General features: G+C 73.3%; 21 protein-coding genes and 1 pseudogene. 18 read left to right on the top strand and 4 right to left on the bottom strand.

What is annotated here, in order from left to right:
- The first annotated feature begins 104 nt into the window (after positions 1-104).
- The 12 genes from M4J07_RS16795 (at position 105) to M4J07_RS16850 (ending at position 14170) form a co-directional block, all read left to right on the top strand.
- Positions 105-1652 carry an ATP-dependent DNA ligase gene (locus M4J07_RS16795; RefSeq protein WP_255972640.1) on the top strand — a complete coding sequence of 516 codons (1548 nt, stop codon included), beginning with the start codon at positions 105-107 and terminating at the stop codon, positions 1650-1652.
- A 124-nt stretch (positions 1653-1776) separates the two neighbouring features.
- Positions 1777-2262: a cation:proton antiporter regulatory subunit gene (locus M4J07_RS16800; RefSeq protein WP_255972642.1), complete on the top strand. Its 486-nt coding sequence runs from the start codon at positions 1777-1779 to the stop codon at positions 2260-2262.
- A 4-nt stretch (positions 2263-2266) separates the two neighbouring features.
- A complete protein-coding gene (locus M4J07_RS16805) occupies positions 2267-3502 on the top strand; it encodes a cation:proton antiporter (protein WP_255972644.1) in 1236 nt (411 codons plus the stop codon).
- A 132-nt stretch (positions 3503-3634) separates the two neighbouring features.
- A complete protein-coding gene (locus M4J07_RS16810; protein WP_255972645.1) occupies positions 3635-5179 on the top strand; it encodes an MFS transporter in 1545 nt (514 codons plus the stop codon).
- Between the two features lie 148 nt (positions 5180-5327).
- A complete protein-coding gene (locus tag M4J07_RS16815; RefSeq protein ID WP_255972647.1) occupies positions 5328-5855 on the top strand; it encodes a GAF domain-containing protein in 528 nt (175 codons plus the stop codon).
- Between the two features lie 140 nt (positions 5856-5995).
- Positions 5996-6721: an ABC transporter ATP-binding protein gene (locus M4J07_RS16820; protein WP_255972649.1), complete on the top strand. Its 726-nt coding sequence runs from the start codon at positions 5996-5998 to the stop codon at positions 6719-6721.
- Complete coding sequence (locus M4J07_RS16825) at positions 6718-7515, top strand: ABC transporter permease (RefSeq protein WP_255972651.1); 798 nt, start codon at positions 6718-6720, stop codon at positions 7513-7515. Before M4J07_RS16820 ends, M4J07_RS16825 begins: the two co-directional genes overlap by 4 nt.
- Positions 7508-8776, top strand: coding sequence for a sensor histidine kinase (locus tag M4J07_RS16830; RefSeq protein ID WP_255972653.1), 1269 nt, complete (start codon positions 7508-7510; stop codon positions 8774-8776). Before M4J07_RS16825 ends, M4J07_RS16830 begins: the two co-directional genes overlap by 8 nt.
- A gap of 94 nt (positions 8777-8870) precedes the next feature.
- Entirely contained in the window at positions 8871-9518 is a 648-nt protein-coding gene (locus M4J07_RS16835) for a response regulator transcription factor (RefSeq protein ID WP_255972655.1), read from the top strand.
- A gap of 4 nt (positions 9519-9522) precedes the next feature.
- Positions 9523-9999, top strand: a complete 477-nt coding sequence (locus M4J07_RS16840; protein ID WP_255972657.1) for an NUDIX domain-containing protein — start codon at positions 9523-9525, stop codon at positions 9997-9999.
- A 183-nt stretch (positions 10000-10182) separates the two neighbouring features.
- On the top strand, positions 10183-11577 hold the full coding sequence (locus tag M4J07_RS16845) for an NADP-dependent succinic semialdehyde dehydrogenase (protein WP_255972659.1): 1395 nt from the start codon (positions 10183-10185) through the stop codon (positions 11575-11577).
- A gap of 139 nt (positions 11578-11716) precedes the next feature.
- Complete coding sequence (locus tag M4J07_RS16850; RefSeq protein WP_255972661.1) at positions 11717-14170, top strand: polysaccharide lyase 8 family protein; 2454 nt, start codon at positions 11717-11719, stop codon at positions 14168-14170.
- Here the strand turns inward: M4J07_RS16850 and M4J07_RS16855 are convergent.
- Positions 14157-15272: a substrate-binding domain-containing protein gene (locus M4J07_RS16855; RefSeq protein ID WP_255972727.1), complete on the bottom strand. Its 1116-nt coding sequence runs from the start codon at positions 15270-15272 to the stop codon at positions 14157-14159. The genes M4J07_RS16850 and M4J07_RS16855 overlap by 14 nt on opposite strands.
- Positions 15273-15391: 119 nt before the next feature.
- Here M4J07_RS16855 and M4J07_RS16860 point away from each other — a divergent pair, with 119 nt between their 5' ends.
- Positions 15392-16144, top strand: coding sequence for a hypothetical protein (locus M4J07_RS16860; protein WP_255972663.1), 753 nt, complete (start codon positions 15392-15394; stop codon positions 16142-16144).
- Here the strand turns inward: M4J07_RS16860 and M4J07_RS16865 are convergent.
- On the bottom strand, positions 16135-16494 hold the full coding sequence (locus M4J07_RS16865) for a hypothetical protein (RefSeq protein ID WP_255972665.1): 360 nt from the start codon (positions 16492-16494) through the stop codon (positions 16135-16137). The two genes, M4J07_RS16860 and M4J07_RS16865, sit on opposite strands and share 10 nt — an antisense overlap.
- Before the next feature lie 174 nt (positions 16495-16668).
- On the opposite strand from M4J07_RS16865, the gene M4J07_RS16870 reads away from it, so the two are divergent.
- Positions 16669-18054, top strand: a complete 1386-nt coding sequence (locus M4J07_RS16870; RefSeq protein ID WP_255972667.1) for an esterase-like activity of phytase family protein — start codon at positions 16669-16671, stop codon at positions 18052-18054.
- Between the two features lie 51 nt (positions 18055-18105).
- On the opposite strand, the gene M4J07_RS16875 is transcribed toward M4J07_RS16870, so the two are convergent.
- Complete coding sequence (locus M4J07_RS16875) at positions 18106-18531, bottom strand: hypothetical protein (RefSeq protein ID WP_255972669.1); 426 nt, start codon at positions 18529-18531, stop codon at positions 18106-18108.
- Between the two features lie 55 nt (positions 18532-18586).
- A complete protein-coding gene (xylA, locus tag M4J07_RS16880; RefSeq protein WP_255972671.1) occupies positions 18587-19753 on the bottom strand; it encodes a xylose isomerase in 1167 nt (388 codons plus the stop codon).
- A 137-nt stretch (positions 19754-19890) separates the two neighbouring features.
- Here xylA and xylB point away from each other — a divergent pair, with 137 nt between their 5' ends.
- From xylB to arc, 4 genes and pseudogenes are all read left to right on the top strand, one after another.
- Positions 19891-21336 carry a xylulokinase gene (xylB, locus tag M4J07_RS16885; RefSeq protein ID WP_255972672.1) on the top strand — a complete coding sequence of 482 codons (1446 nt, stop codon included), beginning with the start codon at positions 19891-19893 and terminating at the stop codon, positions 21334-21336.
- Between the two features lie 85 nt (positions 21337-21421).
- Positions 21422-22624, top strand: coding sequence for an ROK family transcriptional regulator (locus tag M4J07_RS16890; protein WP_255972673.1), 1203 nt, complete (start codon positions 21422-21424; stop codon positions 22622-22624).
- A gap of 88 nt (positions 22625-22712) precedes the next feature.
- Complete coding sequence (locus M4J07_RS16895; protein WP_255972675.1) at positions 22713-23777, top strand: GTP pyrophosphokinase; 1065 nt, start codon at positions 22713-22715, stop codon at positions 23775-23777.
- Positions 23744-25381, top strand: a pseudogene (gene arc, locus M4J07_RS16900) (proteasome ATPase); the annotation flags it as partial. The gene M4J07_RS16895 and the pseudogene arc, both read left to right, overlap by 34 nt.
- Positions 25382-25395 lie beyond the last annotated feature (14 nt).

Consider the following 25395-nt stretch of genomic DNA (forward strand, 5'->3'; position numbering starts at 1 on the left):
CTGGCTCGGCCCCCTCTACATCTGCCGCGTCGGATAACCCCGCCCCGCCCCACGCGGCCCCACGCGCCCGTGCGCCCCACCCCCGCACGTTGCACCATGGCTGCATGTTGTTCGCCCGGCTCGCTCAGGTGTCCCAGGAGGTCGCCGCCACCTCGGCGCGGTCCCGGAAGACCGCGCTGCTCGCCGAACTGTTCCGGGACGCCGAGCCCGACGACGTGCCGATCGTCATCCCCTACCTGGCCGGACGGCTCCCGCAGGGGCGTCTCGGCGTGGGCTGGCGGGTGCTGAGCGAGCGGGTCGACCCGGCCGCCGAACCCCGGCTGACGGTGCAGGACGTGGACGCCGCGCTGACCGTCATCGGCGATGTCTCCGGCGCCGGTTCGCAGGCCGAACGCAAGCGTCTCGTGGGCGAGTTGATGGGTGCGGCCACGGAGGACGAGCAGCGGTTCCTGTTCGGCCTGGTGACCGGCGAGGTGCGGCAGGGCGCGCTGGACGCGGTGGCCCTGGACGGGCTGGCGCGGGCGACGGACGCTCCCCCGGCGGACGTGCGGCGCGCGGTGATGCTGGCGGGCGGTCTGCAGCCGGTCGCGCGAGCGCTGCTCGCGGACGGTCCCGGCGCGCTCGACGCGTTCCGGCTGACGGTGGGACGGCCGGTGCTGCCGATGCTGGCGCACAGCGCGTCGTCGGTCGGTGAGGCGCTGGACAAGCTGGCGGCCTGCGCCGTGGAGGAGAAGCTCGACGGCATCCGCGTACAGGTGCACCGGGACGGGGACGAGGTCCGGGTCTACACGCGCACGCTCGACGACATCACCGACCGGCTGCCCGAAGTGACCGCCGCGGCAGCCGGGTTGGCGGCCGGCCGGTTCATCCTCGACGGGGAGGTCGTCTCGCTGGACGCGGACGGGCGGCCGCGGGCGTTCCAGGAGGTGGCCGGGCGGGTCGGGTCGCGGGTGGACGTGGCACGGGCGGCCGAGGCGCTGCCGGTCTCCCCCGTGTTCTTCGACGTGCTGTCCGTCGACGGGCAGGACCTGCTGGACCTGCCGTACGGGCAGCGGCACGAACGGCTGGCGGGCCTCGTCCCCGAGCCGATGCGGGTGCGGCGCCTCGTCGTCGGGGACGAGTCCGACGCCGAACAGCGCGCCGCCGCCGAGGAGTTCTTCACCGCCACGCTCGGGCGCGGCCACGAAGGCGTCGTCGTCAAGGGTCTTGAGGCGCCGTACAGTGCGGGGCGCCGTGGTGCGTCGTGGCTGAAGGTGAAGCCGGTCCACACCCTGGACCTGGTGGTGCTCGCGGCCGAGTGGGGGCACGGGCGGCGCACCGGAAAGCTGTCCAACCTGCACCTGGGCGCGCGGCGCGCCGACGGCTCGTACGCGATGCTCGGCAAGACGTTCAAGGGGCTCACCGACGCGCTGCTGGCCTGGCAGACCGAGCGGCTGCGGGAGCTGGCGGTGAACGACGACGGGCACGTCGTGACCGTGCGGCCCGAGCTGGTCGTCGAGATCGCCTACGACGGACTGCAGCGGTCGACCCGCTACCCGGCGGGTGTCACGCTGCGGTTCGCGCGCGTCGTGCGCTACCGGGACGACAAGACGGCCGATCAGGCGGACACCGTGGACGCCGTGCTGGCCGCGCACCCACCCCTCGACGGCTGACCGTTTCTTTGCCAAAAGTTGAGCAGTATAAGGTGACTCGAGCGCTGAAAGATGCATCCGCCATGTAATGGCGTCCGGGACCGCAGCCCGGAACTCACGGATACGCACGGACAAGGGGAGAGACGTGCCCGCTTCACGCCTGAGCCGGACACCACTGCCGGGAATCGGCTTCCGCTACGACCTGACCACCCGCGAACAACGCCAACTGTCCGTCGTGGCGCACCGGGACGGAGGCCGTACGCTCAGCGCGTACCGGGCCGACGACCCCGACGCGTGTGCCCTGTCGCTCAAGCTGACCTCGGGCGAAGCGGCGTACCTCATCGACGCGTTGATGCCCTCGCACCACAGCCCGAACCTGCTGCATACCACCGATCTGGGGCTCGTCGCCGAGCGCATCGAGATCCCCGGCGTCTCGCACTGGAACGGCCGGCTGCTCGGCGAGACGCAGATGCGCACCGAGACCGGCGCCTCGATCGTGGCGGTGCTGCGCCGCGCCGAGGCGATCCCGTCGCCGACCCCCGACTTCCGGCTGGCGGGCGGCGACACGGTCATCGTGATCGGTACCCGCGAGGGCGTCGAGGCGGCGGCCACGATCCTGGGTCGGGAGTGATCGGATGCATTCCGCTGTCTTCCTCATCGAGTTCGGGGCGATCATCCTGGCGCTCGGCCTCCTCGGCCGGCTCGCCGGGCGGCTGCGCTTCTCGCCGATCCCGCTGTACCTCCTCGCGGGCCTCGCGTTCGGCGAGGGCGGTCTGCTGCCGCTCGGCGCGAGCGAGGAGTTCGTCGCCATCGGCGCCGAGATAGGCGTCATCCTGCTCCTGCTGATGCTCGGCCTCGAGTACACGGCGAGCGACCTCGTCAGCAATCTCAAGACGCAGTACCCGGCGGGGCTCGTCGACATGACGTTCAACGCGCTGCCCGGCGCGGCCGCCGCGCTGCTCATGGGCTGGGGGCCGGTCGCGGCCGTCGTGCTCGCCGGTGTCACCTGGATCTCGTCGTCCGGTGTGATCGCCAAGGTGCTCGGCGACCTGGGGCGGCTCGGCAACCGCGAGACGCCGGTGATCCTCAGCATCCTCGTGCTCGAGGACCTGGCGATGGCGGTGTACCTGCCCATCATCACGGCGCTGCTGGCCGGGGTGGGCTGGGCCGCGGGCGGTCTCACGCTCGCCATCGCGCTGGGCGCCGCGGGCCTCGTGCTGTTCGTCGCGGTCCGGTACGGGCGGCACATCTCCCGGTTCGTCTCCAGCGACGATCCGGAGAAGCTGCTCCTGGTCGTGCTGGGCCTGACGATCCTCGTCGCGGGCCTGGCCCAGCAGCTCCAGGTGTCCGCCGCGGTGGGCGCGTTCCTCGTCGGCATCGCCCTGTCCGGCGAGGTCGCGGAGGGCACGCACACGCTGCTGTCGCCGCTGCGCGACCTGTTCGCCGCCGTGTTCTTCGTGTTCTTCGGCCTGCACACCGATCCCGCGAGCATTCCTCCGGTGCTGCTGCCCGCGCTGGTGCTCGCCGTCGTCACGGCCTGCACGAAGATCTTCACCGGGTGGTGGGCGGCCCGCCGGGCCGGCGTCTCCGTGAAGGGCCGCTGGCGGGCCGGTGGCGCGCTCGTGGCACGCGGCGAGTTCTCCATCGTGATCGCCGGTCTCGCCGTGACGTCCGGCATCGAGCCGCGGCTCGGCCCGCTGGCGACGGCGTACGTGCTGATCCTGGTGATCGTCGGCCCGCTCACGGCGCGCTACACGGAGCCCCTCGCCCAGCGGCTGTTCCGCTCCAGGTCGGCGCCGGCGGCCGCGGCCGTGCCCGGGCCCCGGACCTCGTCCGAGGGGTCGACGGCGGTCGACGAGCAGATCCGCTGAGAGCCCGGCGCCCGCGGGCGGTCCGGGGCGTGGTGAACGGTCCCGTTCCCTCCCCGGTCGCCGTCCGTGAGCCGGGCGCTTAGCGTGGTGGACGAGCACGAGCGGGGGGTTTGTGGGTGTCTGGAGGCCACCATGGATCGCTCGCCCGAATCCGCCGAGTCCGCCGAATCCGCAGGCTCCACCGCCGAACCCGGCGCACGGTCCGCGCCACCCGGCGGTGCCCCGTACGCGGGCGGCGGCGCGCACGAGCACCGCTGGCTGATCCTCGGTGTCATCGGCATCGCGCAGCTGATGGTCGTCCTGGACGCGACGATCGTGAACATCGCCCTGCCGTCGGCCCAGCAGGACCTGGGCTTCTCCGACGGCAACCGGCAGTGGATCGTCACCGCCTACGCGCTCGCCTTCGGCAGCCTGCTGCTGCTCGGCGGGCGCGTCGCGGACCTCGTGGGCCGCAAGGCGGTCTTCCTCGCCGGTCTGGCCGGGTTCGCGGCGGCGTCCGCGTTCGGCGGCGCGGCGACGAGCTTCGGGATGCTGGTGGGCGCGCGGGCCCTGCAGGGCGTGTTCGGCGCGCTGCTCGCACCGGCCGCCCTGTCGCTGCTCACCACGACGTTCACGGACCCGAAGGAACGCGCCAAGGCGTTCGGCATCTACGGTGCCATCGCGGGCGCGGGCGGCGCCGTCGGCCTGCTGCTCGGCGGCGTGCTGACCGAGTACCTGGACTGGCGCTGGTGCCTCTACGTGAACCTCGCGTTCGCGGTCGTCGCCATGATCGGCGGGGCACGGCTGCTGCACGGCGGCCGGCCCGCGGACCGGCCGAAGCTGGACGTGCCCGGCACGATCCTGGTCTCGGTCGGCCTGTTCTGCATCGTCTACGGCTTCTCGAACGCGGAGACGCACGCCTGGGGCGACGTGCAGACCTGGGGCTTCCTCGTCGTCGGCGCGCTGCTGCTCGTCGCGTTCGCCTGGTGGGAGACGCGGGCCGCGCATCCGCTGCTGCCGCTGCGCGTCGTCCTCGACCGGGACCGCGGCGCCTCGTACCTGGCGATGTTCATCTCCGGTGCGGGCATGTTCGGCGTGTTCCTGTTCCTGACGTACTACCTCCAGCAGATCCTCGGCTACTCGCCGGTGATCACCGGTGTCTCCTTCCTGCCGATGGTCGCCTGCATGGTCGTCTCGTCGGTCGTCGCCACGAACTCCCTCGTGCCGAGGCTCGGGCCGAAACCGATCGTGCCGCTCGGCATGGCGCTGTCCGCCGTGGCCATGGCGTGGCTGACGTCGCTGGACCTGACCAGCAGTTACGCGGCGCACGTGCTGCCGCCGCTGCTCGTCGCCGGTATCGGCCTCGGCCTGATCTTCGCCACCGCGATGAACCTCGCGACCGCCGGGATCGCCGCGCACGACGCGGGCGTGGCCTCCGCGATGGTCAACACCAGCCAGCAGGTGGGCGGTTCGATCGGTACGGCGCTGCTCAACACACTCGCCACGAGCGCCGCGACGAACTACCTCGTCGGCAAGCAGCCCACCCCGCAGGTGCGCGCGCAGGCGTCGATGGAGAGCTACTCGACGGCGTACTGGTGGTCGGCGCTGTTCTTCGCGATCGGTTTCGTGGTCACGCTGGTGCTGTACCGGCCGGGCCGGCCGAAGGCCGTGGCCGGCGAGGGCGCCGTGCACATGTGAGACAGCCGTGCGGGGCGTGCCGGTGGAACGGTTCGGGCGGTCCATCCACCGGGCATACCCCTTCTGCAAAGTCCGCCCACCGGGCCCTGCGCCGGGTGGGCGGACATGCGGGGTGCGGGGCGGACGAGGTCGGGTCGAGGGGGACGTCATGCGCGGCGTGCCGTACGAGGCGTACCAGGTGGACAGCGAGCGGCTCGCGACGGCCTTCGTCGAAGTGGCGGACGCCGCCGTGCGGGGCGGTCCCCAGGCCATCGCCGCGCTCGTGGGCACCTGTGTGTCGCTGCTCGGGGTGCCGTCGGCGGCGGCCGTGCTCAAACCGCCGACCGGGCGGGTCGAGGTGGCGGCGTCGGACAACCGCGGCCTGCGGCTCGAGCGGGCCGCGCTGTCCTGGGGCGAGGGGCCCGGCGCGGACTGCCGGGCCTCCGCGATGCCGATCCGCGGGGTACCGCTGGCGCATCCGTACGCGCGGGCCAACTGGCCCTCGTACACGGCGATGGCGCGGTCCCTGGGGTTCGCGTGCGTGGTGGCGGTGCCGCTGCGGGCCGCGGACCGGTCCTTCGGTTCGCTCAGTCTGCTCTCGGAGCGGCCGGGTCCGCCGGGGCCGCTGCAGCTGCGGCTCGGCCAGCACCTCGCGGACGCCGCCGCGCTCGGCATCCTGCCGAGGTCCCGGCTCTGACCGGCGCCCGGCCTGGGGGTTTTCCCCCAACGGGGTCGGAGGACAACCTCGTTCCGGCGCTCCCTCGCCGTCCCTAGCGTGGATCACACCAGATCGGACACCAGATCGCACACCACGCGGCGACGGAACAGGGGGTCGTGATGATCGAGGCCAGGGGTCTCACCAAACGGTACGGCGGGACGGTCGCCGTCGATGAGCTGAGCTTCCGGGTGCGTCCCGGCAGCGTGACGGGGTTCCTCGGCCCGAACGGCTCCGGCAAGTCCACCACCCTGCGCATGCTCATGGGCCTGGACCGGCCGGACGCCGGGCACGCCACCATCGGCGGGCGGCCGTACGCGGAACTGCGCTGGCCGCTGCGGGAGGTGGGGGCGCTCCTGGAGGCCCGCACGTTCCATCCGGGGCGCAGCGCGCGCGGCCATCTCGCGGCGCTCGCCGCGGGCGGCGACATCGACCCGTCCCGGGTCGACGTGGTCCTGGAGACGGTCGGCCTGGCGTCGGTCGCGGGCCGCAGGGCCGGGTCGTTCTCGCTGGGCATGGCGCAGCGGCTCGGCATCGCGGCGGCGCTCCTCGGCGATCCGGCGGTGCTGCTCCTCGACGAGCCGGTGAACGGGCTCGATCCCGAAGGGGTGCGCTGGATACGCGAGTTGATGCGCTCGCTCGCGGCCGAGGGCCGTACGGTCCTGCTGTCGAGCCACCTCATCAGCGAGATGGCGCTCACCGCCGACCACCTCCTGGTGATCGGACGGGGCAGGCTGCTCGCGGACACGTCGGTGGCCGAACTGACCGCGTCCGGGCGGTCGTTGGAAGAGGCGTTCTTCGCGCTGACCGGAGACGCGGCGGCGTACCAGGCAGGAGGAGCACGATGACCACGACGGCGTACGCGCCCGCACTCACCGGCCACTACGGCTTCCGGGCGGCCGCCCGGATGGAGTGGATCAAACTGCGCACCCTGCGCTCGACGTCCTGGGCGCTGCTCCTGACGGTCGTCGGCATGATCGCCATGGGGGTCGTGACGATGGCCAACACCAAGGCGCCGCACGGCGCTTCGAAGGTGGCGAGCTTCGATCCGACGAACAACGTCCTGGCCGGGGTGGCCCTCGGCCAGCTGATCGTCGGGGTGCTCGGGGTCCTGGTCGTCACCGGTGAGTACGCGTCGGGCACCATCCGCGCCACGCTCGCCGCGGTGCCCGACCGGCGTCTCGCGCTCACCGCGAAGGCGGCCGTCTTCGGCGGACTCGCCCTGCTGGTCGGCGAGTCGGTCACGTTCGTGGCGTTCCTCGCGGGCCGTGCGGCGCTCGCCGCGGACGTCCCGCATCCCTCGCTCGGCGACCCGGACGTGCTGCGCGCGGTCCTGATGTCGGGCGCCTACCTCGCGATGGTCGGCCTGATGGGCATCGCCATCGGTGCGATCACCCGGCACACGGCGAGCGCCATCGGGGTCTTCGTCGGCATCACGTACGTCCTGCCGGCGCTGCTCGCCGGGACGACCGGCACGGCGGTGGCGAAGTTCTTCCCCACGATGATCGCGGGCAACTCCCTCGCGGTGACCGTCCCGGTGGACGGCATGCTGTCGCCGTGGGCCGGGTTCGTGGTGCTGTGCCTGTTCACGGCGGCGCTCCTCGGCACGGGCGGCCGGCTGCTGGTGCGTCGCGATGCGTGAGGTCCTGCCGGCCTGCACGCGACGGCGGGCGTGGGCGGAGGCGGCGTACTGCCTCCTGTCGGCCGTCCCCGCGCTCGCCGGGTTCCTGTTCGTGGTGGTCTGTCTCGCGCTGGGGTCGGCGCTGACCCTGACGCTGATCGGGGCGGTCCTCGGCGTGCTCTTCCTGGTCACGGGTCTCTCGCTGGCATGCGGTCTCGGGACGCTCCAACGGCGTCTCGCACAGGGCCTGTTGGGGGTGCGGGTGGCGGAGCCGGCCGGACCGCGGCCGGCCGGCGGGCTGTTCGCGCGCACCGAGGCGCGGCTGCGGGACGGGGCGGCCTGGCGGGCGGTGGCGTACGTCCTGGTGCGGCTGCCGCTCGCGATGGTCGGCCTGTACGCGGTGTCGTGGTGGGCGGTCGGCGCGGTGAACGTGATCGCGCCGATCCGCTGGGCGTTCACGCCGGACGACCTGAATCTGGTGACGCCGCTGCCGTGGGGCGGCTCGCCGCACGTGCACTCGCTCCCGGGCGCGCTCGGCACCGCGCTGGTGGGCTGCGCGATCCTGCTGGTCGCGCCGTGGCTGACCCGGGCCGCCGCGACGGCGGACCTCGCCCTGGTCCGCGCCCTGCTCGCCCCCGGCCGGCTGGCCGACCGGGTCCGGGACCTGGAGGAGACCCGCGCGCTCGCCGTGGACGACGCGAACGCCCGCCTGCGCCGTCTGGAGCGCGATCTGCACGACGGGGCGCAGGTCCGTCTCGTGGCGCTCGCGATGAGCCTGGACATGGTGCGCGAACAGCTCGACGACCGGGACCGTCCCGAGCTGCGGCGGCTGGTCGAGACGGCCAGGGACAACGCGACCGAGGCCCTCACCGAACTGCGCGACCTCTCCCGCGGTCTGCATCCGCCGGCCCTGGACGGCGGCCTCCCCGACGCGCTCACCACGCTCGCCGCGCGTTCCTCGCTCCCCGTCGACGTGACGACGGACGTGCCCGAGCGGCCGACCCCGGCGATCGAGAGCCTCGCCTACTTCTGCGCGGCGGAGCTCCTGACCAACGTCATCAAGCACAGCGGGGCGACCCGCTGCGGCATGGAACTCGCGGCGGGCGACGGCACGTTGAGGCTGCGGGTGACGGACGACGGGCGGGGCGGCGCGCGGCTGGTCGACGAGGGCGGACTCGCCGGACTGGTGCAGCGGGTGCGGACGGTGGACGGCACGCTGGAGGTGACGAGCCCGGAGGGCGGCCCGACACGGGTGACGGTCGACCTGCCGCTGCACGCATGAGCCACACCGAGCCCCTCCGGCGATTGAGGAGCGGGGTCCGGGGCGGAGCCCCGGGACGTCACCACGAGGAGACCCCTGTGAGAAGATCCGGCGCATGCGCGTAGTCATCGCCGAGGACGCGGCCGTCCTGCGGGAACTGCTGGCCCAGATGCTGACGATGCGCGGGCACGAGGTCGCGGCGGCCGTGGCGGACGCCGACGCGCTGCGGGCCGCCGTCGCCGAGCACCGCCCGGACGTGACGGTCGTCGACATCCGGATGCCCCCGACGCACACGGACGACGGGCTGCGCGCCGCGATCGACATCCGCCGTGACCACCCCGGCACGGGCGTCCTGCTGTTCTCCCAGTACGTCGAGACGAAGTACGCGACGCGGCTGCTGGCCGAGGGGTCGGCGGGCGTCGGGTACCTGCTCAAGGAGCGGGTGGCGAACGTCGCCGAGTTCACGGACGCGCTCGCCCGGGTCGCGGCGGGCGGCACCGCCCTCGACCCGGAGGTGGTCACCCAGCTGGCCGGGGCGGGCCGGCGCACGGAGGAGATCGCCTCGCTGACCGGCCGGGAGCGCGAGGTGCTGACCCTGATGGCCGAGGGCCGCTCGAACGCCGCGATCGCCCAGTCCCTGCACGTGTCGGCGGGCACGGTCGAGAAGCACGTCGCGGCGATCTTCGGGAAGCTCGGGCTGCCCGCGTCCGAGGACCAGAACCGCCGCGTACTCGCGGTCATCCGGTATCTGCACCGAGACTGACGGCATGACCGACGGGACGAAGCGAACGAAACGCAGCGCGGGTCTGCTCCTCTTCCGCCGCACGCCCACCGGGCCCAAGGTGCTGCTCGGGCACATGGGCGGCCCGTTCTGGGCGCGCAAGGACGCGGGCGCCTGGAGCGTGCCGAAGGGCGAGTACGGGGACGACGAGACCCCGTGGGACGCGGCCCGCCGCGAGTTCACGGAGGAGCTGGGGCTGCCGGCGCCCGACGGGACCCCGCTGCCGCTGGGCGACACCGTCCAGTCGGGCGGCAAGCACGTGACGGTGTGGGCGGTGGAGGGCGATCTCGACCCCGCGGACGTGGCGCCCGGCACGTTCACGATGGAGTGGCCGCGCGGTTCCGGCCGGACGGCGGAGTTCCCCGAGCTGGACCGGGTGGCGTGGTTCGGCCTGGACGCGGCGCGCGGCGTCGTGGTCACGGCGCAGACGGTGTTCCTGGACCGGCTCGCCGACCACCTCTGACGGCCGGTCCGACGAAGGGCAGGTCGGAGAGGCAGCTCTGCGGGCACGTCTGGCGGGCACGTCTGCGGGCACGTCCGAGAAGCACGTCTGACGTACGGCGCGCCGGGTACCCGGAGCGGCCCGCGTTGCGCGGCGCCGCGCCGCGCGGGAAGGTCGAAGGAACCGTGCACAGGAGGTCTTCCCATGCCCATCGCGACGGTCAACCCCGCGAACGGCGAGACGCTGAAGACGTTCGACGCCCTCTCCCCCGAGGACGTCGAGCAGAAGCTGGCCCGGGCGGCGGAGGCGTTCGCGTCGTACCGGACGACGACGTTCTTCGACCGGGCGCGGCTGCTGCAGCGGGCCGCCGACCTGCTGGACGCGGACACCCCCGACATCGCCAGGACGATGACGACGGAGATGGGCAAACCGGTCGCCGCCGCCCGCGCCGAGGCCGCGAAGTGTGCGAAGACGATGCGCTGGTACGCCGAGAACGCACAGCACCTGCTCGCCGACGAGCACCCGGCCGAGCCCGACGTGAAGGACTCCGGCGCGGCCCGCGCGCACGTCCGCTACCGGCCGCTGGGCGTGGTGCTCGCGGTGATGCCGTGGAACTTCCCGCTGTGGCAGGTCGTCCGGTTCGCGGCGCCCGCTCTGATGGCGGGGAACGTGGGCCTGCTCAAGCACGCGTCGAACGTGCCGCAGACCGCGCTCTACCTGGAGGACCTGTTCCGCAGGGCCGGGTTCCCCGAGGGCTGCTTCCAGACGCTCCTCATCGGATCCGGGGCGGTCGAGGGGGTGCTGCGCGACGAGCGGGTGGCCGCGGCCACCCTCACCGGCAGCGAGCCCGCGGGCCGCTCGGTGGCCTCGGTCGCGGGCGACGAGGTGAAGAAGACGGTCCTGGAGCTGGGCGGCAGCGACCCGTACGTGGTCCTGCCGTCGGCGGACGTCGAGAAGGCGGCCAGGACGGCGGTCACCGCGCGGGTGCAGAACAACGGGCAGTCGTGCATCGCGGCGAAGCGGTTCATCGTCCACGAGGACGTCTTCGACCGGTTCCGGGAAGCCTTCGTCGAGGGGATGCGGGCGCTGCGCGTCGGTGACCCGCTCGACGAGGACACGGACGTCGGTCCGCTCGCCAGCGAACAGGGCCGCACGGACCTGGAGGAACTGGTCGACGACGCCGTCGAGAGCGGCGCGACGGTGCTGTGCGGCGGGCAGCGGCCGAAGGACTTCGCCGACCGCGGCTGGTTCTACGAGCCGACCGTCCTCGCCGACATCACGCCGGAGATGCGGATCCACCGCGAGGAGACGTTCGGTCCCGTGGCGACGCTGTACCGGGTCGCGGACCTGGACGAGGCGATCGCCGTCGCGAACGACACCCCGTTCGGGCTGAGCTCCAACCTGTGGACCGGCGACGAGGACGAGATCGAGCGGTTCGTCCAGGACAGTCAGGCGGGCGGCGTCTTCGTGAACGGCATGACGGCGTCGCACCCCGCGCTCCCCTTCGGCGGCGCCAAGCGCTCCGGGTACGGGCGGGAGCTGTCGGGCCACGGCATCCAGGAGTTCTGCAACATCACGACGGTGTGGATCGGCGACTGACCCCGCTCCACCCTCTGCCCGCCCACTGCTCACCGAACGATCGAAACGATCAATTCGGCCGATTCTCTTGAGCGTTTGAATCGCCGGGTGCTAGAAACCGCTTACTCCCAGCGGACCCTCCAGCATCCCGGAGCTCTTCATGACGTCGCCGTCGCTTCCTGTCCTCTCGCCGTTCTGGTCCCGTCGCGCCTTCCTCGCCACGAGCGCGGCCGTCGGTGCCGCGCTCGCCGTCGGACTGCCCCGGCAGGCCTCGGCCGCCGAGGACGAGTTCGCCCAACTGCGGTCCCGCTGGCGGTCGTTGTACCTCGGCGAGGGGTTCAGCCCGACCGCCGAGCCGTTCAGGTCGAAGCTCGCCACGCTCGGCACCCAGGCCAGAACGTGGCAGGGCGCGATGAACCCGGTGACCGGATCGCTCTGGCCGGACGCCGTGTTCGGCGATCCGGAGCCCGACACGGACACGGAGTCGTACGGCTACTCGGAGAAGATCCAGACCAGCTACGAGCGGGTCCGGGTGATGGCGGAGGCGTTCTGCCAGCCCGGCACCGGACTGACCGGCGACGCGTCCCTCAAGGCGGCCGTGCTCACCGCCGTGGACCACCTGGGCAGCCAGGTCTACAACAAGTCCCAGGCCCAGTACGGGAACTGGTACAACTTCCAGATAGGCGCCCCGCAGCGGCTGCTGGACATCGCGATCCTCATGTACGAGCACCTGAGCGCCGCGCAGCTGACGGCGGCGGTCGAGGCGATCGACCACTTCGTGCCCGACTCGCTCGTCGCGAAGTACACAGGCACCAGCACCGGCGCCAACCGCATCGACCTGTGCCGCGTCCTGGCGCTGCGCGGCATCCTCGACGGCACGGCGGCGAAGGTCGCCCTGGCCCGCGACGCCATCTCGCCGGTGTTCCCCTACGTCACCTCGGGCGACGGCCTCTACGCGGACGGCTCGCTGATCCAGCACACGTACGTGCCGTACACGGGCTCGTACGGCGCGGTCCTCATCGACGGCCTGAGCAAGCTGTTCGCCCTGCTCGGCGGCTCCACCTGGGCGATCACCGACAGCGGACGGCAGATCTTCCTCGACTCGGTGGAGAGTGCCTACGCGCCGTTCCTGCACGACGGGCTGATGGTCGACAACGTGTCCGGGCGGGCGATCAGCCGCGGCCTGGTCGCCACCGACCAGCTCAAGGTCCAGCAGGACGACCACTCCCGCGGGCACGCGATCATCGCCTCGATCCTGCTGCTCGGGCAGGGCGCGAGCGCGGAGGAGAACGCGCGCTGGCAGGGGCTCGCCAAGGGCTGGTTCACCCGCGACCGCTACAGCGACGTGACGACGGGCCGCACGCTCGGTGTCGCCGCGCTGTCCCGCGTGGCGACGCTGCTCGGTGACTCCGGCGTGAAGCCGGCCGCCGAACCGGCCGGGCACCAGGTGTTCCCGGCGATGGCGCGCGCCGCGCACCGCTCGGGCCGGTTCACCGCCTCGGTGTCGATGGCGTCGAAGGCGATCACGTTCTACGAGAACGGCAACGGCGAGAACGTCCGCGGCTGGCACACCGGTTCGGGAATGCTCTACTGGTGGGCCGACGGCGACAGCACGGGCGGCGGACAGTACAGCGACGGCTACTGGCCGACCGTGGACCCCTACCGGCTGCCCGGCACGACCGTGTCGCGCAAGCCGCTCGCGGACGCCGAAGGCGGCACGTGGGGTGCGGCCCGGCCGGACACCACCTGGGTGGGCGGCGCGACGGACGGCACGTACGGGACGGTGGCGCAGGACCTGCGCGGACTCTCCTCGACGCTCAGGGGCCGCAAGTCGTGGTTCTTCCTGGACGACGCGGTCGTCTGCCTCGGCGCCGGGATCACGAGTACGGACGGCGCGGGCGTGGAGAGCGTCGTCGACAACCGGAACCTGGGGGTGTCGGGCACGGCACGGCTGACTGTCGACGGGCGGCCGCAGCCGGTCTCGCAGGCCTGGAACGCGGACTTCCCGAGGGCGCGTTGGGCCCATCTGGCCGGGCACGGCGGGTACGTCTTCCCCGGCGGGGCGCCCCTGACGGCGCTGCGCGAGGAGCGCACGGGCAGCTGGAAGGACATCAACGGCGGCGGGTCGGCCGACCCGGTCACGCGCCGGTACGTCACCCTGCTCGCCGACCACGGGACGGACCCGGCGGACGCCCACTACGCCTACGTCCTGCTGCCGGGCGCGACCGAGGCGCGCACGGCGGCCCGTGCGGCGGACCGCGACTGGCTCGCCGTCACCGTCAACTCCGCTGCCCAGCAAGGGGTTCGGGTGCCGTCGCTCGGCTTCACCGGAGTGACGTTCTGGGAGCCGGGCACGGCCGGCAAGGTGAGCGTGGACGCCCCGCTGATCGTGCAGATCCGGGAGCGCAGGGACGGCACGGCGACGGTCAGCGTCAGCGATCCGAACCGGACCGTCACCGGCGCCACGCTGACGTGGCGGCGCCCGGTCAGGTCCGTGACGTCGAAGCCGGGGTCGGTGACCGGGGTGCGGACGGGCCGGGAGCTGCAGCTGACCTTCGGTGATCTGAGCGCCGCCGGGGGCGTGTCGCAGAAGGTCGTGGTCAGGCTGAACTGACCGGTGCCCCGCACGACTCCCTGACCCGCAACTCCGGCAGGATGTCGAGGTGTTGACCCGGCCCGCCGCAGCCGTCCGGCGCGGTGAGCCGGGACAGCAGCAGTTCCGCGGCGTGCCGGCCCACCGCCCGCTTGGCCGGGGCCACCGCGGTCAGCGGCAGGTCCGCGAGGGCGGCGACCTCGTCGTCGTACGTGATGACGGCGAGGTCCTCGGGGACGCGCACGCCGTACGCCCGCAGGCGGGGGACGACGACGATCGCGTCGGCGTCGCTGTGCAGGATCGCAGCGCTCACCCCGTGCTGCTCGACCGCGTCGCGCAGGTGGCCGAAGGTCCGCTCGAAGCGCTCGGCCTCCGTGGTGGCGGGCGTGCGCGACGGCTCCGGCGCGGAGCGCAGGCCGAGCGCCGCCACGGCCGCCTCGTAGCCGCTCCTCAACCGGGCGCTGGTGGGCGACTCCTGGGCCGCGAGGGCGATGGTGCGGTGACCGAGCGCGGCGAGGTGGCGGACGGCCTCGGCGGCGCCGTGGGCGTGGTCGGAGCGGACCCGGTCGAGGGCGGCGGCCGGATGGCCGTGCGGCGCGGAGCGCTCCACGAGGACCGTGGGCACCGGCCGCTCCGTGATCCGCAGCCCCTCCCCGGGACCCGGCACGCCGGTCTCCCAGCTCGGCGTCAGGAGCAGTCCGTCGACGCCCGCGGCGAGCAGCCGGTCGACCTGGACGGAGTCCTCGCCCGGCAGGTAGTGGGAGAGCGCGACGACGAGCCGGGCACCCCGCGCCTCGACGGCCTCGCGGGCACCGCGCACGACGTCGGAGTAGTAGTACTCGGTCGTCGGCACGACCATGCCGACGACGATCCCCTGCGCCTGCCTGCCCCTCCCGTCCGGCGTCTCGGCGGGACCGGGCGCCGTCCGTGCGGTGTCGCCCGGCCAGACGACGGCGCCGTGCAGCCGGTGCAGTCGGCCCTGCGCCGCGAGGGTCTCCACGTCGCGGCGGAGCGTCACCGGGGAGACGCCCAGCTCGTCGGCGAGATCGGCGACACGCAGCGTGCCGCGCTCCCGCAGGAGTTCGAGGACGCGCGCGTGGCGCCGGTCGACGTGCAGCCGCATGCCCTGGCTCTCCCCCGTGTCACGGCCGCGGCGCAGCTGCCGCGGCCCGGTCATCGTATCGATCGACTGCGCTCGGAACGATCCCTTCGGTCGCCCGGATCCGGCGCTACAGTCGCGGGATGTTCTCCGTCGAGGAACGTGACCTGGTCCGCGCGCGGCTCCTCGCGCTCGCCGAGGCCGACCCGGGCGTCGACGGCGCGGCCGTCACCGGTTCGTTCGCCGTGGACGGCGGCGACCGCTGGTCGGACATCGACGTGATGCTCGGCGTCCGGGGCGACCCGGCCGCGGCCCTGGAGCGCTGGACGGAGCTGCTGTACGGGGAGTTCGGGGCGCTGCACCACTGGGACCTGCCCGCCGGGTCCCTGGTCTACCGGGTGTTCCTGCTGCCCGGCGGTCTGGAGGTGGATCTGGGGTTCGCCTCGGGCGACGACTTCGCGCCCCGGGGTCCGGCCTGGCGGACGGTGTTCGGGGTGCCGGGTCCCGGGCGGGAGCCCGCGCCGCCCGGTCCGGGGCGGCTCGCGGGGCTCGGCTGGCACCACGCGCTGCACGCCCGGGCCTGCGTCGAGCGTGGCCGCGGCTGGCAGGCGCAGTACTGGATCGGGGCGCTGCGCGACCAGGTGATCGCGCTGGCCTGCGTGCGTCTCGGGCTGCCGTGGGCGTACGCGAAGGGCGCGCATCTACTGCCGGTCGAGGTCACCGGACCGCTGGAGGAGACGTTGGCGCGCTCGCTCGACGCGGTCGAGCTGCGGCGGGCGCTGCGGGCCGCCGTGCGCGCCTTCCTGGCGGAACTGGCGCGCACGGACGGCGAGTTGGCCAAACGTCTGGGGACCGTCCTCGATCGCGCGGGCGTCGAGGAGCAGGGTCAGGGCTGATCCGGCCAGGGCCGCCAGGGGAGCGCGTCCCGCCACCCCGGCCGGTCGCGGGCCCACGCGGCCACCACGTCGGCGACCGGCTCGACCGCGAACGGGCTGCCGTCGCACGGCACATGGGCCTGGAAGTGCCGGTCGGGTCCGCCGTCGCGGTACTCGACCTGGTAGCTGAGGTCGTCGTTGAGGGCGACCTGGATGTAGTGCTGGTCCACCGGCTCGCGGTCGAGGCGGGCCACGACGACGTGCCGGTGCGTGAGGTTCATGTCGGCCAGCAGGTCGTGCACCTGCTCGTCGGACGGGTCGTCCCACGCCGTGCCGTTCCACTCGGTCGCGCGAAGTATCGGGTCTGTCACGGGCCCGACTCTACGGGCCCGGGCGCACCGGCACGTCCGGGCCCGTGAGGGCGCCCGGGTGCCGTGCGCGCGACCCGCATCCGTTTCCTCTCATTCACCCTGCCGTCACCGGTGGTTCGACGGCAGGGGCCGAGCGTGTGCGCAGTTCACCGTTCACGCGCCTCAGGAGGCCTCATGTCCCCGTTCGTCCCCGGCAAGCGCCGCGTCCGCCGAACCGTCGCGGCGGGGGTGCCGATCGCGGCGCTGGCCGCGCTCGTCGTGGCCGGGACCGCGTCGGGTGCGCCGGGCGGGTCGGGTGCGCCGGTCTCGTCGAGCGGATCGGCCGCGCCCGGTGCGGCACGGATCACCGGCAGCGCGACGCTCGGCGACCTGCCACTGGGTGTGTTCAGCAACCGTCTGCTGCCCGGCACGGTGGCCGACGACCGTGGCGTCGACCTCGGCGGCATCGGCTCCGACATCTACCCGGCGGGCCGCGAGGGCGAGTTCTGGACGGTGACGGACCGGGGCCCGAACGGGCAGATCAAGGTGGACGGCACGAAGCGGCGCACGTTCCCCGTGCCCGGCTTCGACCCGGCCATCGTGAAGATCCGCGTGACCGGCGACCGGGTGAAGGTGCTCGACGCGATCCCGCTGACCACGTCGTCCGGCAAGCCGGTGACCGGTCTGCCGAACCAGGACGGCCGGGACGAGAAGCCGTACTCGTACGACGCGAAGTCCCCGCTCTCCTACGACGCGGCCGGTCTGGACACCGAGGGCATCGTGCGCGCGGCGGACGGCACGTTCTGGCTGGTCGACGAGTACGGTCCGTCGCTCGTGCACGTCTCGGCGCGGGGCCGGGTGCTGGCCCGGCACGTGCCCCGGGGGCTGAACCTGAAGGGCGCCGGCTACCCGGTCGTCGAGTCGCTGCCGTCGGTGCTGCTGCACCGGAAGATCAACCGCGGGTTCGAGGGACTCGCCCAACTGCCCGGCGGTGACCTGGTGCTGGCCGTGCAGAGCCCGCTGTCGCTGCCGGACGGGGACGCGGGCGACGCCTCGCGCACCACGCGGCTGCTGCGGTTCTCGCCGAAGAAGCAGGCGGTGACGGCCGAGTACGCGTACCGCTTCGACCCGGTCGGTGTCGTCGACCCGGGCGAGGACGACACGTCGGAGCTGAAGATCTCCTCGGTCGTGGCGGTCGGCGGTGACCGGCTGCTCGTGGAGGAGCGCACCGACAAGGCGGCCCGCCTCCAGGAGGTCAGGCTGACGCGCGGTGCGGACATCCTGGGCGGCGCGTGGGACGACGCCGCCACGTCGCCGTCCCTGGAGCAGCTCGACGATCCGGCGGCGGCCGGGGTGCCGGTGCTCAGGAAGCGGCTCGTGGTGGACCTGCACACGCTCGACGGCGTGCCGGACAAGATCGAGGGCGTGGCCGTCGCCGGGCGCGACAGGCTCGCGCTGATCAACGACAACGACTTCGGCATGACCGACGGCACGGGCGCGTTCGACGCGAACGGCCGCCTCGTGGACAGCGGCATCGAGACGAAGGTCACCTACGTGAAGCTGCCGAAGGGCGCGCTCTAGCCGGCACCCCGACCCGGCGCCACGGTCTCCCGGTCTCCCGGCATCCCGGGATCACTCGGGCAACAGGCTCTCCACGTCGCTCGGGAGCAGCCCGCTGGGGAACTCGCTCGGCAGCTCGCTGGGGATCCTGCTCGGAATCCTCGACGGCAGGTTGCTGGGCAGCTCGCTCGGCAGCCGGGTCGGGATGCCGAACGACGGGGACCTGCTGACCCGTTGGCTGCTCTTGCTCGGGGGCGGTTCGTCGTTCTTGCCCGACGAACCGTCCCGGGTCGCCACCAGGACCACGGCGCCCACGATCACCGCGAGCCCGACGAGCACCGTGATCAGCAGCAGCGGACCCCGCCGGGCACGGCGCGGCCCGTCGGGCGGCGACGCGCCGAAGGAGCCGCCCTCGGACGGCGGGCCGAACCCGCCGCCCGAGGGCGGCCGGTCGCTCGGCGGCGGGGGCGGCTGCGGCGGCGGAGGGGGTACGGACATACCCCCAGGGTCGCCGCCGGGGGCCGAACGCGCGACCCCCTGGCGGAAGTCGGCGTCAGCCGCGGGCGCCCAGCAGGTGGTCCATCGCCAGCTGGTCGAGACGCTCGAAGGCCATCGAGCGCTCGGCGGCGGCGGTCACGTCGAAGTCCTCGAACGCGGACCGGTCCGCGAGGAGTCCGGCGAGGCCGTCGGCGGCGGTGGGCTGCGCCAGCTCGTCGAGCCGCGACGCGCGCAGCGCCTCCTGCACCTCCGGGTCGCCGCGGAAGGCCGCCGCACGGTCCTTGAGGATCAGGTAGTTGCGCATGCAGCCCGCGGCCGACTCCCACACGCCGTCGAAGCCCTCGGTGCGCGGCGGCTTGAAGTCGAAGACCTTCGGGCCGCTGTAACCGGCCGACTCCAGCAGGTCCACCAGCCAGAAGGCGGCCCGCAGGTCGCCGGCGCCGAAGCGCAGGTCCTGGTCGTACTTGATGCCGTTCTGCCCGTTGAGGTCGATGTGGTAGAGCTTGTCCGCCCACAGGGCCTGCGCGATGCCGTGCGGGAAGTTGAGGCCCGCCATCTGCTCGTGGCCGACCTCCGGGTTCACGCCGAACAGCTCCGGGCGCTCCAGGCGCTCGATGAACGCGAGGGCGTGGCCGACGGTGGGCAGGAGGATGTCGCCGCGGGGCTCGTTCGGCTTGGGCTCGATGGCGAAGCGCAGGTCGTAGCCCTGCTCCGTGATGTAGTCGCCGAGGAGGTCGAAGGCCTCCTTCATGCGGTCCAGCGCGTCCCTGACGTCCTTGGCGCCACCGGACTCGGCGCCCTCGCGGCCGCCCCAGGCGACGTACGTGGTGGCACCCAGCTCGACCGCCAGGTCGATGTTCCGGATCACCTTGCGGAGCGCGTAGCGACGGACGTCGCGGTCGTTGGCGGTGAAGGCGCCGTCCTTGAAGACCGGGTGCGTGAACAGGTTCGTGGTGGCGGCCGGCACCTTCATGCCGGTCGCGTCCAGGGCCTGCCGGAACCGCTTGACGACGGCCTCGCGCTCGGACTCGGACGAGCCGAACGGGATCAGGTCGTCGTCGTGGAACGACACGCCGTACGCGCCGAGCTCGGCGAGCCGCTGCACGGTCTCGACCGGGTCGAGCGCGGGCCGGGTGGCGTCACCGAACGGGTCGCGGCCCTGCCAGCCGACCGTCCACAGGCCGAAGCTGAACTTGTCGTCGGGGGTGGGCTGGTACGTCATCTTGCGGCTCCCTCGCCGTAGCCCGGCGGACGGCAGCACAATGCCGCCCGCCTATTTCGTCATGGCGCTTTACAAATTAGTATGCGGGCACGCCGCTGGGAAGCCCCCCACCGGACCGCACGAATCAGGAGAGCCGCATGTCCACTGCCGATGGTGTCGATGGACCCCTCGTCGTCGGGATCGACAGTTCCACGCAGTCCACGAAGGCCCTCGTCGTCGACGTCGCCACCGGCGCGGTGGTGGCGAGCGGGCAGGCACCGCACACGGTGACCTCGGGCGCGGGCCGGGAGAGCGACCCCGACGAGTGGTACACGGCGCTGCGCACCGCGCTCGCCCAGTGCGGCGACGCGGCGCGCCGGGCCTCGGCCGTCTCCGTCGGCGGGCAGCAGCACGGCCTGGTGACCCTCGACGCGCAGGGCAGGCCGGTCCGCCCCGCGCTGCTCTGGAACGACGTGCGGTCCGCGCCGCAGGCCCGCCGCCTGGTGGACGAGCTGGGCGGGGCGAAGGCGTGGGCGGAGCGGTTCGGCAGCGTGCCGGGGGCCTCGTTCACCGTGTCGAAGTGGGCGTGGCTCGCCGAGCACGAGCCGGAGGCGGTCCGGGCGACGGCCGCGGTGCGGCTGCCGCACGACTACCTGACCGGCCGCCTGACGGGCGCGGGCACCACGGACCGGGGCGACGCGTCCGGTACGGGGTGGTGGGCGTCCGCGACCGAGGCGTACGACGAGGACGTGCTCGGGCGGGTGGGGCTGGATCCCGCGCTGCTGCCCCGGGTCGTGGGGCCCGGCGAGGTCGCGGGCACCGTGCACGCCGCCGATGGTGAACTCCCCTTCGCCAAGGGCACGTTGGTGGCGGCCGGTACCGGTGACAACGCCGCCGCCGCGCTCGGCCTCGGCCTGCTGCCGGGCACCCCGGTCCTGAGCCTCGGCACCTCCGGCACCGTCTACGCCGTGTCACGGCGGCGCCCCACCGACCCGACGGGCACCGTCGCCGGGTTCGCGGACGCGCGCGGCGACTGGCTGCCGCTGGCCTGCACCCTGAACTGCACGCTCGCGGTCGACCGGATCGCGGCGCTGCTCGGCCTGGACCGGGAGGCCGTCGAGCGCGGCGGGACGGCGACGATCCTCCCCTACCTGGACGGCGAGCGGACCCCCGACCTGCCGCACGCCTCGGGCCTGCTGACCGGTCTGCGGCACGACACGACCGGCGGCCAGCTGCTGCAGGCCGCCTACGACGGTGCGGTGCACGCCCTGCTCGGGGCGCTCGACCGGGTCCTGGACGAGGACGCCGACCGGTCCGTGCCGCTGCTGCTCATCGGGGGCGGCGCACGCGGCACCGCCTGGCAGCAGACCGTGCGCCGGCTGTCGGGGCGGGCCGTGCAGGTGCCCGAGGCCCGCGAACTGGTGGCACTCGGCGCGGCCGCCCAGGCCGCCGGGCTGCTCACCGGCGAGGACCCGGCCGCCGTCGCCCGCCGCTGGGACACCGCACGCGGCCCGGTCCTCGACCCGGTCGAGCGGGACGAGGCGACGCTGCGCCGGATCTCGGGCGTCCTCTCGGGCGGGGCGCCGCTGCTGGAGGGCGCGTGAGCGCGCGGGCCACGGGCCGGCCCGTCCCGCCGGGTCCGGGCGCCCCGAGGGCCGCGCGTCCGGCCCGCCCTGGGAACATGGCCGCATGACCGCACCACTGCACCGGTCCCGCCCGGGGACGCCCGACACCCAGCAGGGCATGCGCCGCCGCAATCTGTCCCGCGTGATGTACGCGGTCGCCGCCGAGGGATCGCTGTCGCGGGCCGCGGTCGCCCAGCACATCGGGCTGACCAGGGCCGCCGTGTCCACGCTGGTCGACGAGCTGATCAGGGCCGGACTCCTGGAGGAGCTGGGGCCGCAGCGGCCGGGCGGCGTGGGCCGGCCCGGTTCGGCGCTCACGGTCAGCGGCCGGGGACCGGCCGGGCTCGGCGCCGAGGTCGGGGTCGACCACCTCGCGGTGTGCGCGGTGGACCTGCGCGGTGAGGTACGGGCGCGCGCCGAGCGCAGGGTCGGCAACCGGGGCCGGGCGCCGGAGCCCGTCCTGGCCGATCTCGCGGCGCTGGTGCGGCAGGTGAGCGCGGAGGCCGAGGCCGCGGGGCTGCGTCCCGCGGGCCTCGCGGTCGCGGTGCCGGGCCTGGTCGCGCGCGGCACCCACACCGTGGTGCGCGCCCCCAACCTGGACTGGCACGGCACCGACGTCGCCGCGCTGCTGCCCGGCGACGTCCCGCTGACCGTCGACAACGAGGCCAACTTCGGGGCGCTCGCCGAACTCTGGCTCGGCACCGAGTCCCCCGCGGACTTCCTGCACGTGTCGGCGGAGATCGGCATCGGCGCGGCCCTCGTCGTCGACGGCCGCCTGCTGCGCGGCACCCGGGGGTTCGCGGGCGAGCTGGGCCACGTGCCGGTGCGCCCCGAGGGTCCGGCCTGCCCGTGCGGCGGACGCGGCTGCCTGGAGCAGTACGCGGGCGAGGAGGCGGTGCTGCGCGCGGCCGGCGTCGAACCGGGCGCCGACCGGGTCTCGCTGCTCGCCGAGCGGGCGGCCGCGGGCGACACGGACACCCGGCGCGCGCTGCGCGCCGCCGGTACCGCGCTCGGGATCGCCCTGACCGGCGCGGTCAACCTCCTCGACCCGCGCGCGGTGGTCCTCGGCGGCGCCCTCTCCCGCCTGGCCCCCTGGCTCCTGCCGTCCCTGGAACGCGAGTTGACCCGCCGCACGGCGACGCCCGAGGACGGGGTGGCCGTCTCCCACCTGGGTTCGGACGGCCCACTGCTCGGAGCGGCGCACTCCGTGGTCCGTACGGTCCTCGATGATCCGATCGGGGCGGCCGAGCAGATGCCCCGGACCTGAGCCGACGGGGTGCCGCGCCCCGTGCAGCGCCCCTAACCTGGTGCGGGGCACCGTCACTCACCAGGAGCGGCCGTCCCCTGGGGGCGTCATGTACGGGGACGACATTCCGCGGGACCGTGTCGCAGAGCTCTATCCGCAGGTCCATCCGGCCCTGATCGCCTGCGCCGCCACGGTGCGGGCCCTGCTGGAGCAGCTCTGCGCGAACCACGACGTGAAGGTGCACACCGTCGAGGCGCGCGCCAAGGAGCCGGAGAGCCTGCGGGAGAAGTTCCTTCGGCATCCGCACTACGAGCGACTGGCCGACGCCGAGGACCTGTGCGGCGTACGGATCGTCACGTTCTACCTCGACGACGTGGAGCAGGTGCGCGATCTGCTCCACGAGGAGTTCGAGATCCTCAAGGAGGAGAGCAGGCACGCGCAGTCCCCCGAGACGTTCGGGTACCGGAGTCTGCATCTGATCGGCCGGTTCGACGCCCGGCGCCGCGAACTGCCGGAGTACCGCGCCTACGGCGAGTTCCGCATCGAGTTCCAGGTCCGTACGGTGCTCCAGCACGCCTGGGGCGTCATCAGCCACAGCCTCGACTACAAGAACGAGGCGGAGATCCCGCCCGAGGTGCGGCGCAGGCTGTTCCGGGTCGCGGCCCTGATGGAGACCGGCGACGAGTTGTTCGGCAGCTACCGCGCCGAGGTGCACTCCCTGCGTGCCCGCTATCTCAGCCAGACCCGCACCGAGGAGTGGACCCAACTGCCCGTCGACCTCGACTCGGTGATGACGAGCCGGCCGCGGCTGCCCGTCGGCGCAGTCCTGAAGGTCGCGCACGATGCCGGGTTCGACGACCTGGGCGAGCAGGAACCGGAGCAGCAGCGCTGGTCGGCCGGTGTGCTCGTGGGCGTCGCGAACCTGGCCGGGGTGGAGACGCTCGGACAGCTCGCGGAGCGGATGTCCCGGGTCGGCCGGCAGGCGTCCGGTCTCGCGACGCTCGCGGCGGTCAGCGCACAGCACGGATTCGTCCCCTTCGCCGACGCCATGGATGTCACCTCCCTCTCCATGCTCCTCGACCAGCCGGACCTCAGGGTGCGGTTCGGCACCACGTTCCATCCGGCGATCGAACTCGGTCTCGACGCGGCCCTGCGGGAGGAGAGCGCCTCATGAGCGACGCGGCGGAGGAAGTCGCCGAACTGCGGGCCGAGCTGGCCCGCACGCTGGACCAGAACCGACGGCTCACCGACACCTTGCGCGAGGCACGGGACCACCTCGTCGCGCTGAAGACAGAGGTCGATCTCCTCGCCCAACCTCCAGGCGGCTACGGCCAGTTCGAGCGGCTCTACACGGACGGCACGGTCGACGTGTTCACCGGCGGTCGCAGCCTCCGGCTCAATGTGTCGCCGCACATCGACCCGGAGTCCCTGGTGCCGGGCCAGCGCGTCCTCCTCAACGAAGCGCTCAACGTGATCGATGTGCTCACGTTCCCGGAGGCGGGCGACATCGTCACGCTCAAGGAAGTGCTCGACGACGGGCGGCGCGCCCTGACGATCGGGCACACGGACGAGGTGCGCCTGGTGATGCTCGCCGAGCCGCTGTACGACGTGCGGCTGCGCCCGGGCGACCGGCTGCTGCTCGAACCGCGTTCCGGATACGTCTACGAGGTGATCCCGCACACCGAGGCCGAGCCCCTGGCCCTGGAGGAGTTTCCGGACGTCGGCTACGACGAGATCGGCGGCCTCGACGAACAACTCGCCCAGATCCGCCGGGCCGTCGAGCTGACGCAGCGCCACCCCGACGTCTGCCGGCGGATGGGGCTGCGCCCGCCGAAGGGCATCCTGCTGTACGGTCCGCCCGGCTGCGGCAAGACCCTCATCGCCAAGGCCCTCGCGGGCGGGCTCGCCCGCTCCATGGGTGCGCACTCCGGGCCGCCCCACTTCCTCAGCGTCAAGGGGCCCGAACTGCTCAACAAGTACGTCGGTGAGACCGAGCGGGACATCCGGCTGATCTTCCAGCGGGCGCGGGAGAAGGCGGCCGGGGGCAGTCCCGTCATCGTCTTCTTCGACGAGATGGAGTCCCTGGTGCGCACCCGCGGCTCGGGGATCAGCTCCGACGTGGAGAACACGATCGTGGGGCAGCTGCTCTCCGAGATCGACGGCGTGGAGGGCCTGGACAACGTCATCGTCATCGGCGCCTCCAACCGCGAGGACATGCTCGATCCGGCGATCCTGCGCCCGGGCCGCCTCGATCTGCGCATCCGCGTCGACCGGCCCGACCGGGCGGCGGCGCTCGACATCTTCGGCAAGCACCTGACGGCCGGTCTCCCGCTCCATCCCCAGGACCTCGCGGCTCACCACGGTGCCGCCGACCTCGCGGTGCGGAACATGATCCAGCACGCCGTGGCGTATCTGTACACGGACAACGAGGCCACGCGCTTCGTCGAGGTGACCTACGAGAGCGGGCAGAAGGAGGTGCTCCACTTCCGGGACTTCACCTCGGGCGCGGCGATCAAGAACATCGTCGACCGGGCCAAGTCGGCAGCGGTCGAGCGTCATCTCACCGGCCGGGACGAGCCGCTCGGCATCCGCGTGCAGGACGTGATCCGGGCCGCCAAGGAGGAGATCCGCGACACGGCGCAGCTCACGAACACCACCAACCCGGACGACTGGTCGAGGGTCGCGGGCGCCCGCGGCGAGAACATCGTCTTCGTCCGCACGCTCGGCCGGGCCGCACGCCGGTTCTCCCATCGGGAGCTCAGCAACTACGGCCTCTAGGACCACCACCGAGG

Source organism: Streptomyces longispororuber, from assembly GCF_024448165.1.
GTDB lineage: Bacteria > Actinomycetota > Actinomycetes > Streptomycetales > Streptomycetaceae > Streptomyces > Streptomyces longispororuber_A.

Excerpts from the sequence above, each read along its gene's own strand:
- M4J07_RS16795 (WP_255972640.1), top strand. The coding sequence starts at position 105 with ATGTTGTTCGCCCGGCTCGCTCAGGTGTCCCAGGAGGTCGCCGCCACC.
- M4J07_RS16805 (WP_255972644.1), top strand. The coding sequence starts at position 2,267 with ATGCATTCCGCTGTCTTCCTCATCGAGTTCGGGGCGATCATCCTGGCG.
- M4J07_RS16810 (WP_255972645.1), top strand. The coding sequence starts at position 3,635 with ATGGATCGCTCGCCCGAATCCGCCGAGTCCGCCGAATCCGCAGGCTCC.
- M4J07_RS16815 (WP_255972647.1), top strand. The coding sequence starts at position 5,328 with ATGCGCGGCGTGCCGTACGAGGCGTACCAGGTGGACAGCGAGCGGCTC.
- M4J07_RS16820 (WP_255972649.1), top strand. The coding sequence starts at position 5,996 with ATGATCGAGGCCAGGGGTCTCACCAAACGGTACGGCGGGACGGTCGCC.
- M4J07_RS16825 (WP_255972651.1), top strand. The coding sequence starts at position 6,718 with ATGACCACGACGGCGTACGCGCCCGCACTCACCGGCCACTACGGCTTC.
- M4J07_RS16830 (WP_255972653.1), top strand. The coding sequence starts at position 7,508 with ATGCGTGAGGTCCTGCCGGCCTGCACGCGACGGCGGGCGTGGGCGGAG.
- M4J07_RS16835 (WP_255972655.1), top strand. The coding sequence starts at position 8,871 with ATGCGCGTAGTCATCGCCGAGGACGCGGCCGTCCTGCGGGAACTGCTG.
- M4J07_RS16840 (WP_255972657.1), top strand. The coding sequence starts at position 9,523 with ATGACCGACGGGACGAAGCGAACGAAACGCAGCGCGGGTCTGCTCCTC.
- M4J07_RS16845 (WP_255972659.1), top strand. The coding sequence starts at position 10,183 with ATGCCCATCGCGACGGTCAACCCCGCGAACGGCGAGACGCTGAAGACG.
- M4J07_RS16850 (WP_255972661.1), top strand. The coding sequence starts at position 11,717 with ATGACGTCGCCGTCGCTTCCTGTCCTCTCGCCGTTCTGGTCCCGTCGC.
- M4J07_RS16855 (WP_255972727.1), bottom strand. The coding sequence starts at position 15,272 with ATGCGGCTGCACGTCGACCGGCGCCACGCGCGCGTCCTCGAACTCCTG.
- M4J07_RS16860 (WP_255972663.1), top strand. The coding sequence starts at position 15,392 with ATGTTCTCCGTCGAGGAACGTGACCTGGTCCGCGCGCGGCTCCTCGCG.
- M4J07_RS16870 (WP_255972667.1), top strand. The coding sequence starts at position 16,669 with ATGTCCCCGTTCGTCCCCGGCAAGCGCCGCGTCCGCCGAACCGTCGCG.
- M4J07_RS16875 (WP_255972669.1), bottom strand. The coding sequence starts at position 18,531 with ATGTCCGTACCCCCTCCGCCGCCGCAGCCGCCCCCGCCGCCGAGCGAC.
- xylA (WP_255972671.1), bottom strand. The coding sequence starts at position 19,753 with ATGACGTACCAGCCCACCCCCGACGACAAGTTCAGCTTCGGCCTGTGG.
- xylB (WP_255972672.1), top strand. The coding sequence starts at position 19,891 with ATGTCCACTGCCGATGGTGTCGATGGACCCCTCGTCGTCGGGATCGAC.
- M4J07_RS16890 (WP_255972673.1), top strand. The coding sequence starts at position 21,422 with ATGACCGCACCACTGCACCGGTCCCGCCCGGGGACGCCCGACACCCAG.
- M4J07_RS16895 (WP_255972675.1), top strand. The coding sequence starts at position 22,713 with ATGTACGGGGACGACATTCCGCGGGACCGTGTCGCAGAGCTCTATCCG.